Origin of the sequence: Bradyrhizobium barranii subsp. barranii, from assembly GCF_017565645.3 — a bacterium.
GTDB lineage: Bacteria > Pseudomonadota > Alphaproteobacteria > Rhizobiales > Xanthobacteraceae > Bradyrhizobium > Bradyrhizobium barranii.
Genome location: NZ_CP086136.1, coordinates 4,835,758 through 4,846,725 on the forward strand (window position 1 = coordinate 4,835,758; position 10,968 = coordinate 4,846,725).

The following is a 10,968-nucleotide window of genomic DNA, read 5'->3' on the forward strand; positions in this document are numbered from 1 at the left end:
AAAGCGACTTGTCCACCGTAGCTCGAAGAGCGAAGGCGGAAGCGTGCCCGCCACCTTACTCGCGATAGAAGATGGTGGGCACGGCGCGAGAGCGCCTTTGCCCACCCTACGGCACCGTCAACGCTCCTTCAGCACCACCCACGCCGGCGCGTGATCGCTCGCACCATCTTCGCCGCGCACCTTCTTGTCGACACCTGCCCTGGCCAGCCGCGAGACGAGGGCAGGGCTGAGCAGGAGATGATCGAGCCGCAGGCCGGCATCGCGCGGCCAGCGGTTTCGCTTGTAGTCCCAGAACGTGTAGATGCGCTTGTCCGGATTCAGTTCGCGGATCGCATCACACCAACCCTGTTCAATGAGCGAGGCAAATGCAGCGCGGCTCTTCGGCTGAATCAAGGCATCCTTGTCCCATGACCGCGTCGGATAGATGTCGATCTCATCAGGCGCGACGTTGTAGTCGCCGGCGAGCACCACGGGCAGATCCTGCTTGATGAAGGTCTTGGCGTGGCGCTTGAGCCGCGCGAACCAGTCGAGCTTGTAGTCGAATTTCGGTCCCGGCTGCGGATTGCCGTTCGGCAGGTAAATGCTGGTGACGATGATTCCGCGCACGGCGGCCTCGATGTAGCGGGCTTCGCGATCATCAGGCTTTCCCGGCAAGCGATCGCGCGTGAGAATGGGCTCGGCATTGCGGGCGAGGATGGCGACGCCGTTCCACGTCTTCTGTCCACACCACACCGCGCCGTAGCCGGCCCTTTCGATGGCTGCCGCCGGAAATTCGCCGTCGGCTGCCTTCAGTTCCTGGAGCGCGACGACATCAGGCTTCGCCGCGCTCAGCCAACGCAACAGGTTGGGCAGGCGGCGGTTGACATTGTTGATGTTGAACGTCGCGATCCTCATGGGCCCAACGACTGGAAATCTTCAGAAATGACTCGCAACCGTTGTCATCGGCGTTCCACGATGTATGCTTACAACCCAAAATTGCCGATCGACACGATGGAGGTTTGACGATGACCAAGCTTTGCCTTGCCGTAGTCGTGGCCGCAACCGCATTTTCCGGAGTGGCTCTTGCTGCCGAGAAAATGGAAATCGCCTGTAGGGTGGAATATTTCAAATACTGCCCCAGTGTCGTGCCGGGGGGCGGGCGCATTGTTGCTTGCCTGAACAGGTACAGGAGCCATATCGGCAACGCGTGCAAAGAGAGCATGGATGCGTGGGTTATCGATAACAAGGTGTGCGGATAATCGAGCGCGATGAGATCGACGAAGCGTCATCGCCCCTAGCGACATCAGGCTTCGCCGCGCGGTCGTCGGACAGATTCGGTTGACGTTGAGTGCCGCAATCTTCATGTAGAGATTGCGGCCGCGGTCGTTTGCGCCGCCACCGGAGATCCAAATCCATGTTGAAGTCCAGTCTGAGCCTCGCCATCGTCGCATTCGTCGTCGCGTTCTCCGGTGTCTCGTCGGCACAATCGTCCGATCCACGCGGCGCGTGCAAGGCGGACTATGACAAATTCTGCGCCGGCATCGCGCCCGGTGGTGGCAAGATCATCGCCTGCCTCAACGCCAAGCGCGATCAGCTCAGCGCGTCCTGCAAGACGGCGCTCGACAGCCGGAAGAAGTAAGTCTCGTGTCCCGGACGCGGCGCAGCGTGTGACGCTGCTCCGCAGAGCCGGGACCCAGAAAGCGACACAGTACGGTGCGGGGAGATGGCCCCGGCTCTGCAGCGCATTGCTGAAGGAGCGCTGCGCCGCGCCCGAAGAAGGGGCGCGTCCCTAACTCGGCAGCGGCGGCGGGCTCGCGGGCTGCTCGATCGGCGGCGGGGAGGGCGACTGCTCGGCCGTCGGCGCGGGCTCCGGCTTGACCAGCGGCTCCACCTCATTGCCGCCCTTGTAGACGCGGGCGTAGCGGTGGCCGAGGCTGGTCAGCACCTCGTAGCCAATGGTGCCGAAATGATGCGCGAGCTCGTCGACGGTGATGCCCTCGCCGAGCAGCGTCACCATGTGGCCGCGCCGCGCCGCATTCGGGGCCAAATCGGTGATGTCGATCGCGATCAGGTCCATCGAAACGCGGCCCGCGACCGGGCAGCGCTTGCCGGCGACAACGACCTCGGCGCCGCGGGTGCCGTCATTGGAGCTGGCGGCGCGGAAATAGCCGTCGGCATAGCCGACCGCGATGATCGCGAGTTTTGTCGGCCGCCGCGCGGTCCAGGTGCCGCCATAGCCGACGCTCTCGCCGCGCTCGACATTGCGGGTTTGCACGATGCGCGCCTTGAGGTCGACCACCGGCTGCATCGGGTTGTCGGCCTCAGGCGTCGGGTTGACGCCGTAGAGCGCTGCGCCCGGCCGCACCAGGTCGAACTGGAAGGGCGCGCCGAGGAAGATTCCGGAGGAGTTGGCAAGCGCAGCCGGCACGCCGGAAAATTCGCTGGCGATACCGCGGAAGGTTGCCAGCTGTTTTGCATTCACGGGACTGTTGAGCTGCTCGGCCGAGACCAGATGGCTCATCACCAGCGTGATGCCGTGATCGCCGGCATTGATGCGGGGGATGATGGCCTGCGCGTCCGCGAGCGTCAGGCCGAGCCGGTTCATGCCGGTGTCGATGTGAACAGCGGCGCCCCCGGTCCAGCCGGTGCGGCGGCAGAACACGTCCCATTCGGCGAGTTCGTTGAGGTCGCCGATCACCGGCCGGCAATTGATCCTGGCGTAGTGCTCGCCGGTGTTCTGGAAATAGCCGCCCAGCACGTAGATCGCGGCTTCCGGCACGGCTTCGCGCACAGTGCGCGCTTCCTCGATGGTGGCGACGAAGAAGGTCTTGCAACCGGCCTTGCTCAGGGCCCGCGAGACCTGCGCGGCGCCGCAGCCATAGGCATCGGCCTTGATCACGGCCGAGCATTCGGCCGGCACGGCCGTCTTCTCGAGCTTGCGCCAATTGGCGATGATGGCGTCGAGATCGACGGTGAGCACGCCGCCATAGGCTGCGAGCGCGGCAGCCTGATTGGCCGCCGCGGAGAGGAGGCCAGCTTGCGGAATCATTTTCGGGTCGGACGCCATTGCCATGGCGCCGTTTTACGCAAGAGGCCGGTCTGGTTCAAGGAACTCAGTAGTCGTTGCCGCTGCGAACCGGCAACTGACTGTCAGGCGCGAGGTCGCCGAACCGCGTGACCGAGGCTTCGAACGCCAAATCGACGGTGCCTGTCGGGCCGTGGCGCTGCTTGCCGATGATGACCTCGGCCTTTCCGTGCGCAAGACTCATGTCAAGCTGCCACTTCTCGTGTTCAGGCGTGCCTGGGCGGGGCTCCTTCATGGCGAGGTAATATTCCTCGCGGTAAACGAACAGGACGACGTCGGCGTCCTGCTCGATTGATCCGGATTCACGCAAGTCGGAGAGCTGCGGCCGTTTGTCGTCGCGGGATTCGACCTGGCGTGAGAGCTGGGACAGCGCGATCACGGGAACGTTGAGCTCCTTGGCCAGCGCCTTCAGGCTGGTCGTGATTTCCGTGATTTCCTGTACTCGGTTGTCACTCCGCTTGCCGGATCCGGAGAGCAACTGGATGTAGTCGATCACGAGGAGATCGAGGCCCTTCTGCCGCTTCAGCCGGCGCGCGCGTGCCATCAGCTGCGCGATCGACAGGCCGCCGGTCGCGTCGACATAGAACGGCAGCGACTGCAGCTCGATCGAGACTTCCCGGATCTTGTCGAAATCGGCTTCCGAGATGCCGCCGCGGCGGATGTGGGAGGAGGGAATGCCGGTGCGCTCGGCGACGATACGCGTGGCGAGCTGGTCGGCCGACATTTCGCAGGAGAAGAAGCCGATCACGCCGCCATTGGCGGCCTTCATGGTGCCGTCAGCCTGGACCTCGCCGACATAGGCCTTGGCGACGTTGTAGGCGACGTTGGTCGCCAGCGAAGTCTTGCCCATGCCCGGGCGTCCGGCCACAATGATGAGGTCGGAGTGCTGGAGGCCGCCCATCTTGGTGTCGAGGTCGCGCATGCCGGTCGAGATGCCGGACAGCTTTCCATCGCGCTGGAACGCTTTGGCCGCGAGATCGACCGCGACCGCCAACGCCTGCGAGAATTTCTGGAAGCCGCCGTCATAACGGCCGGATTCGGCGAGTTCGTACAGGCGGCGCTCGGCGTCCTCGATCTGCGCCCGCGGTGCGAAGTCGACCGGCGCGTCATAGGCGACATTGACCATGTCTTCGCCGATGCCGATCAGGTCGCGTCGCAGCGCCAGATCATAGATGGTGCGGCCGTAGTCCTGGGCGTTGATGATGGTGGTCGCTTCCGCCGCGAGCCGCGCCAGATATTGCCCGATGGTCATGCCGCCGACATCGGTGTCGGCCGGGAGGAACGTCTTCAGCGTGACGGGCGTGGCGATCTTGCCCATCCGGATCAGGCTGCTGGCCGTCTCGTAGATGGTCTGATGCAGCGGCTCGAAATAATGCTTCGGCTCGAGGAAGTCGGAGACGCGGTAGAAGGCGTCGTTGTTGACCAGGATCGCGCCGAGAAGGCTCTGTTCCGCCTCGATATTATGCGGCGCGCTCCGATACGCCGGAGTTCCGGGCTCGGGCGCGAGTTTGAGGACGTTCGAATCAGTCAGGGCCATGGTCGAGCGTTAGCAATTTTCTGGGGCGGATACGGGGCCGGGATAAAGCGCCGCCTCAGGCCAAAGCGGAAGCAAAAGCTGATCGCTATCAACCGCTCAGTTAAAATGGTGGATGATTGGCAGCCGCGGCACGCGCCGCGCTTGACGGTTTTTGCGGAACTCGTCCGTCCCGGAAGCGGCCGTGACCGCGCCACGGAAAACTCCGGGTGACATGAACCTAATGGATTGGCGCGCAGACGTATCAAAAAGCGCGCGAAATGACGCACGCCGGGAGCCTTGGGCTCGGATTCAGACCAGCAGGAGGTAGACCAGCGCAACCAAGGCCGCTCCGACGCCGGTGGCGATCAGGGCGTAATCGGTGCGGAGGTCGTCCTGCACGTCGAATGAGGTTTGGGTCCGCTTGCTCATGGCGACGGTCTAAGCCGGGCCCGACGAGACTTATGTGAAACAGATCACATCTCCCCGGATTCTTTCGGGGTACGACCCGGAACAGGAAGGCGGGCGGGGGGTTGTCTCCCGCCACCAGGGAACGAGGCGAGCGATGCGGCCAGAACGGCAGCAGAATTGGCGAAGCGAGGCGGCCAGCCGGCTTTGGCTGTCGGGCCTCATCGCGGCCATGCAGCACGCCGAGCGGCCCGAAGTGCGGCGCGAGCCGGTCTCGCCCGAGACTCTTGCGAAGCTGAGGGCGCAGCTGGCGTTAACAGCCTCTTTCCGATCGTCCCAGATCTCGACCCTGCGTCATTAGGATTCATTCACCAACCAGCGTCAGGCCCGGGTTCGGCGCCGCCTTCGCGCGCACGATGACGGGTGTCTGCGGCGTCGTGACTTTGCGACGATGTGCCGCTTCCGACAGGCGACGCGTCGTCTCACGAGGCCACCGGCACTCGAACGAGCTGCAGCGCTATTGCGCTGTGATCACAGCCGATATTCCAAAAGCGCTTAATCACATCCTTGCGTGTGGAGGCTGCTTCCATTCGCGGCTCAATCCGCTAAAAGGTGACCCGCCGCCGCGCCTTATGCCGGCTGCATTCGCGTAAATTCAATGGAGATGATGGGAATGTCGAGCCGAGCGCTCAGCCTCGCGACGGTATTGCTTCTGATCGGCTTCGGCGCGACCGATACCGTCCTTGCGCAGGCGACGAACCTCGAGGCCGGCAAGGCCCCATCCCAGCTTTTCGCGCAGACCTGCAGTGCCTGCCACAAGAGCCCGCGCGGCCTGTTGAAGACGGTGGCGCCGGGCTCGCTGCCAGGCTTCCTGCGCCAGCACTACACGACCAGCTCCGACATGGCCGGCGTGCTCGCGTCCTATCTCGTCTCCAACGGTGCCACCGACACCCGCTACCAGGCCAAGGACGGCAAGGACAAAAAGGACGGCGCCAAGGAGAAGGAAGCCAATACCGCGCCGGAGCATCAGGGGCGCCGCCAGCGCTCCCAGGACGCCGCCAAGCCGGACGGCGAGGCTGCCGCTCCCGCGTCCGAGGGGGCGCGTCAGAAGCGCGCGGCACGGCCACCCGAGGAGGGATCGAAGGAAGGTGCGAGGCCCGAGGGCCAGGCAGCGCCCGAGGGACGCAAAGCTAAGCGTCGCGCCAAGCCCGGGACCGAGGAAGCCCCGAAGGTCGACGCTGCCGCGCCGGCCATTGAAGACAAGAAGAGCGAGCCGAAGGCCGAGACCAAGCCCGACACGGCCAAGGTCGAGCCCGGCCGTGACGAGGCGAAGCCCGAGAACAAGCCGGCGGAGAAGCCGGCTGAGGCCAGGCCTGATAGTGCCAAGGTCGAGCCGCGCGGCAGCGATACTCCGGCGCTGCGGCCCGATCCGGTACCGCAGGTCACGCCTGCTGCACCGTCTGCCGCCGCGAAGCCCGCGGAGGCCAAGCCGGCGGAGGAGGCTGCTCCCAAGCCGGCCGCGAGCTCCGAACCGGCAGCCAAGCCGCAGGAGCCTGCACCGCCCGCGACCGCTGCGGCCCCGCCCGCGGCGGGGCCAGCCGACTCGTCCGGTCCGCCCACACCGCCGATTTCGCGCTAAGCGAGCCAGATTTTCCGTCGATTTGCGAAGGCCGCACGCATCGCGGCCTTCGCATCGTCTTGACCACAATTGGAGCGTTACTCTAGAGTAATGCTCTAGGAGGCGTCGATGACGACGAGCGTGCGTGACGACCTGTTGGCGGCCGGGCTTTTCGTGTTCGACCGCGTCGGCTTCGAAGCCGCGACGGTGGCAGCGATCCGCGCCCGGGCACGCGCCTCCAACGGTAGCTTCTTTCATGTCTTCGGATCGAAGAAGGAACTGGCCGGTGCGCTGTTCCTGGAGGTGCTGCGGCACTATCACGCCGCGGTGCTGGCCGCGCTCGATCCGATGCCCAGTGCCTGGCAGGGCATCGATCGGTTGATCCGGGCCCATCTCGACTGGGTGGTGTCGAGCCGGCGCGAGGCCCGCTATCTCTTCGAGATATCGCGCAGCGAATGGAGCGAGGACGTCCGCGACGCTCAGCGCGCGCAGAATGCGCGCCTTGCCGAAGGCATCGAGCGCTGGCGCGCGCCGTTGGTCGCCGGTGGCGAGCTTTTGCCGATGACGCCGGTGATGTTCGTCAGCCAGCTCATCGGCCCTGCCCAGATATTCTGCCGCGCCTTTCTCTCGGGACGTGACCGCGCCGATCCGCGCAGCGAAGCCGACACGCTTGTCGCCTGTGCCAACCGTGCGCTGCGCCCGCCCGATCGCATCCACAAGCAATAGGAGAAGCCGCATGCGAGCCGAAGCAGATCCCGAATTCGGTCCGATCGCCGAGCGCATCCACGCCAATGTCGGCCGGCAGGGGTTTATGAACCTGGTGGGCGCCGAGCTCTCGGAATTGTCGCGCGGCACCTGTACGATTGCGGTCGCGCACCGGCCCGAGCTGCTCCAGCAGCACGGCTTCTTCCATGGCGGCGTCACCGCCTTCCTGGTCGACAACGCCACGACGATCGCAGCGGCGACCTCGCGCGGCCAGCCGGCGTTGACGGCGGAATACAAGCTCAATCTGTTGTCGCCGGCAATCGGCGAGAAACTGATCTGCCGGGCCAGGGTGATCAAGCCGGGCCGCCAGGTTTCGGTGGTCGCGGCCGACGTGTTTTGCGTCAACGACGGTGTCGAGAAGCATACGGCAACTGCGCTCGCCTCGATCGCGATGCTGAGCGAGGACGTCGCCGCGAAAACAAAAAGCCCGGCCGCCTGAGGCGGCCGGGCGTCGCAACCTGCGCGAACGCGGGTCTTACTTCTCGGTCTCGTCCGCAGCCGGCGCCGGCTCGTCGTCCTGCTGGGCTTCCGGATCGAAGAACTCGCCGGCGGCGGCGATCGCTTCGGCGGCCGCATCGCGGTCCTCGTTGCGGGTCGAGATGTCCTCGCCGCGGTTGATGCGCTCGGCCTCGTCCTGGCTGCGCGCAACCGTGACGGAAACCTCGACCTCGACCTCGGGGTGAACGGCGACGGTGATGGTGTGCTTGCCGATGGTCTTGATCGGCGCGTCGAGCTGCACTTGCGGGCGCTCAAGCGAGACACCGTCGGCTTCGAACGCAATGACGACGTCGCGCACCGTGACCGAGCCGAACAGCTGGCCGGCTTCGGAAGCCTGACGGATCACGATGATGTTCTTGCCTTGGATCTTCTCGGCGACCTTGGACGCCTCGCCCTTGGACTGGAGGTTGCGAGCCTCGAGATCGGCCTTCATGCCGTCGTACTTGGCGCGGTTGTCGGCGGTGGCGCGCAGCGCCTTGCCGCGCTTGAGCAGGAAATTGCGGGCATAGCCGTCGCGAACCTTCACGACTTCGCCCATCTGGCCGAGCTTGCTCACGCGTTCCAGCAAAATGACTTCCATATTCGTTCTCCTTTGAAGTGTTGAGTGAGTTGGGTTTTGGGGTTGAACTTAAGAGGTTGGCAGCGGCGGTGGCTGGCGGCTGCGCAGGAAGCGCTCGCGGAAGCCGAACACGGCATCCGCAAGGCCGAGGATCACCATCGCGATGACGGGCCAGCCGAACACCACGACGACGGCATAGGTCGAACCGAGCCAGAAGGTGCGGCTCTTCAGCGCCAGCGTCAGCGTATGCAGCACGGCAAATCCGGTCAGCGCATAGCCCATCATCAGCGCCGCCGTCGTGATCTGCGCGACCGTCGCGAGCAACCCGCCGGTGAAGCAGAACGCGAGCGCGATGCAGAGCGCCACCAGCGTCATCGGCGGCAGCTCGGCCGTCATCATGTCCGGCCACGGACGCAGCAGGCGGCCCGATGTCGCCGTTATCTTGCCGCTGAGCCAGAGATTGAGGGTGAGCGTCATCATCGCGACGATGGTGGCGGCGGCCGGAGCGATGAGCACCAGCGCGTCGACGAACTGACCGGCTTCGCCTGACGTCTGCGGGTCGGCGGTGCGGAGCAGGCGCATCAAGCCGCGCCGCAGCGTGCCGGTGATGGTCTCGGCGTCGGTGCCGAGGGTGAGCAGGGCGGCGATCGTGGTCAGCGCGGCGAAGCCCGCGATCCACAGCAGGATGCGGCCGACCGGATACCATTCGAGCTCGGGCTCGGCCGGCGGCTCGGTGGTGGCTTCCGGCGCGACGGGTCCAACCCGCCGGCTGAGCAGGACGAGATGGCCGAGCCACCACGCGGGCAGCGCGACGGTCACGGCAAAGGCGATGCAGTAGGGCAGGCCGAACAGGGCCCCGAGGCCGATCGCAGCTGCGATGCCGCCGAGGCTCGCGCAAAGCGGGCCCCAGCCGATCGAGGCGACCATCAGCGGCAGCGGTGCGAGATAGAACAGGACGAGCGAGATCAGCGCGCCCGATACGATCGAGGCGAACATCAGGGCCGACGCAGCGCCGGCGATCAGAGCTATCAGTCCAAGAGTCATCATCAGCTGTCCCGCTCCCTTCGAGCGGTTAGAGTGAGACCAGCGAAAACGCTAGTATTATCAGAGGCTTACGCAGATCGGTTGATGCCTTGTAGCAGAAACCGTAGCAGAAACCTCAGCTCACTCAGCCCTGCGAACTACCTCGCGGCAGTCGCAAACGAATGAGGCTCCCCGCGGGAGCCCCAAACCAATGCCGGCCTTCTAGCCAATCCGGACCCGATATTCAACGCCCAATCTGATGGGCGGCGCTCAACAGGTCGTCAAAGGTTCCCGGCATGACGTGGCGATAGGTCTTGCGGATGGTCGCCACGGAGACGCCGCAGTAGAGGCTGACCTTCTCAATATCGACGCCCTGATCCAGATACCATGTGATTGCTGCGTGGCGCAGGGTGTGGCGGAGGACCTTCTGTTGCTTGTCCTCAGTCGCCAGACCGGCGCGCTCCACCACGCTCTCCCAGCCCTCCCGGATCGTCACGACGGGCTTGCCGTTGAACTCGATGACGGCGCGCTGGGAAATGCCCAGCCGCTGCCAACGCCGCATATGGGCCAGTAGCCGGGGCGGGATGGGGACCGTGGGCTGCCGCTTGGAGGTCTCCTTCTTGTCGTCGGGCTTCCGCCTGAAGATACCCTTCTCCAGGTCAACGTAGCCGCGTCCGATCGTCGGAATGGTCGCGGCCCCGCAGATGTCGCCATTGCGGGAGCCGGTGTAGAGGCCGACCAGGATGTACCGGGCGATGTGCCGCGAGGTGTGGCGTCCCTTGCTCCCTGGCAGCTTTGTTTCCTTCCGTCCCCGCCACGCTGCCCAGAGCAGCCTGGCAGCCTCGGACCGCGTCAACCACCGGATACGGGACTCGGGAGCGTCGGGCAGGACCGGGCTGAACTGGGTGACGACGCCGCCAACCTTGTGCTTGAAGTACCGGTTGATGGCAGCGGCAAGAAACTTCAAGTCACGATAGGCCGCAACGGGGGCATGTTCGCCGGTGTCCACATTGGTCCTGACACCTTCAACCATCCTGATGACGTGGCGCGTCCGCTCAGCCGCATAGCGTTCCTGTAGCTCGCCGTTCAGATCGCCGACGACCCGATGGCCGAACCAATTGCCCATGTTCTGGCAGACCGCGATCAGTTCTTTCTTCCTGTGCTCGTCCAGGTGCCGCTTCGCAGCAATTCGGGTCATCTCCACAGCGAGGATGTCGGCTATCTTGACCTCATTGGGACTACCTGACCGGATTGCCTTGGCCGGGTCGTGCTTGGCGAGGATGTACTCTGCAAGCTTCGCCTCAGCCTGTTCGCGGTCGCGTTCATCGCATCGAGTGCTGACGTTTTTTGCCCCGTCTCGGATGATCCATTTTGGGGTACGGCCTTCTCCGGTTTGAAGCTCAAGTCGGGGGCCTTTGCTACGACGCGGCATGATGCGCGGAACTCCTCAATTGCATTCAACGTGACGAAGGATTTTCCAGCAAAAAACTCGTGGGTGATCTTGCCTGAGACCACGAGTC

General features: G+C 64.7%; 12 protein-coding genes. 5 read left to right on the top strand and 7 right to left on the bottom strand.

Annotation, left to right across the window (positions count from 1 at the left end; translation table 11 throughout):
* Positions 1-117 precede the first annotated feature (117 nt).
* On the bottom strand, positions 118-894 hold the full coding sequence (locus tag J4G43_RS22940) for an exodeoxyribonuclease III (protein ID WP_208086407.1): 777 nt from the start codon (positions 892-894) through the stop codon (positions 118-120).
* Positions 895-962: 68 nt separating this feature from the next.
* A complete protein-coding gene (locus tag J4G43_RS22945) occupies positions 963-1,343 on the bottom strand; it encodes a hypothetical protein (protein WP_208086408.1) in 381 nt (126 codons plus the stop codon).
* Between the two features lie 50 nt (positions 1,344-1,393).
* On the opposite strand from J4G43_RS22945, the gene J4G43_RS22950 reads away from it, so the two are divergent.
* A complete protein-coding gene (locus J4G43_RS22950) occupies positions 1,394-1,618 on the top strand; it encodes a cysteine rich repeat-containing protein (RefSeq protein ID WP_071914679.1) in 225 nt (74 codons plus the stop codon).
* Positions 1,619-1,768: 150 nt separating this feature from the next.
* On the opposite strand, the gene alr is transcribed toward J4G43_RS22950, so the two are convergent.
* Positions 1,769-3,046, bottom strand: a complete 1,278-nt coding sequence (gene alr / locus J4G43_RS22955; RefSeq protein ID WP_208086409.1) for an alanine racemase — start codon at positions 3,044-3,046, stop codon at positions 1,769-1,771.
* Between the two features lie 46 nt (positions 3,047-3,092).
* The gene (locus tag J4G43_RS22960) at positions 3,093-4,601 is read right to left on the bottom strand and encodes a replicative DNA helicase (protein WP_063983703.1); all 1,509 of its coding nucleotides are present in this window, start codon (positions 4,599-4,601) and stop codon (positions 3,093-3,095) included.
* Between the two features lie 541 nt (positions 4,602-5,142).
* On the opposite strand from J4G43_RS22960, the gene J4G43_RS22965 reads away from it, so the two are divergent.
* From J4G43_RS22965 to J4G43_RS22980, 4 genes are all read left to right on the top strand, one after another.
* Entirely contained in the window at positions 5,143-5,346 is a 204-nt protein-coding gene (locus J4G43_RS22965) for a transcriptional regulator (protein ID WP_208086410.1), read from the top strand.
* A gap of 312 nt (positions 5,347-5,658) precedes the next feature.
* The gene (locus tag J4G43_RS22970) at positions 5,659-6,624 is read left to right on the top strand and encodes a hypothetical protein (RefSeq protein ID WP_208086411.1); all 966 of its coding nucleotides are present in this window, start codon (positions 5,659-5,661) and stop codon (positions 6,622-6,624) included.
* A 108-nt stretch (positions 6,625-6,732) separates the two neighbouring features.
* Complete coding sequence (locus tag J4G43_RS22975) at positions 6,733-7,329, top strand: TetR/AcrR family transcriptional regulator (protein WP_208086412.1); 597 nt, start codon at positions 6,733-6,735, stop codon at positions 7,327-7,329.
* 10 nt (positions 7,330-7,339) lie between these two features.
* Positions 7,340-7,807: a PaaI family thioesterase gene (locus J4G43_RS22980; RefSeq protein ID WP_208086413.1), complete on the top strand. Its 468-nt coding sequence runs from the start codon at positions 7,340-7,342 to the stop codon at positions 7,805-7,807.
* A 36-nt stretch (positions 7,808-7,843) separates the two neighbouring features.
* Here J4G43_RS22980 and rplI read toward each other — a convergent pair whose 3' ends face one another.
* The 3 genes from rplI to J4G43_RS22995 form a co-directional block, all read right to left on the bottom strand.
* Positions 7,844-8,446, bottom strand: coding sequence for a 50S ribosomal protein L9 (rplI, locus tag J4G43_RS22985; RefSeq protein WP_063983702.1), 603 nt, complete (start codon positions 8,444-8,446; stop codon positions 7,844-7,846).
* 48 nt (positions 8,447-8,494) lie between these two features.
* Positions 8,495-9,472, bottom strand: a complete 978-nt coding sequence (locus J4G43_RS22990) for a YybS family protein (protein ID WP_208086414.1) — start codon at positions 9,470-9,472, stop codon at positions 8,495-8,497.
* Between the two features lie 220 nt (positions 9,473-9,692).
* Entirely contained in the window at positions 9,693-10,880 is a 1,188-nt protein-coding gene (locus J4G43_RS22995; RefSeq protein WP_208086415.1) for a site-specific integrase, read from the bottom strand.
* Between the last annotated feature and the right edge of the window lie 88 nt (positions 10,881-10,968).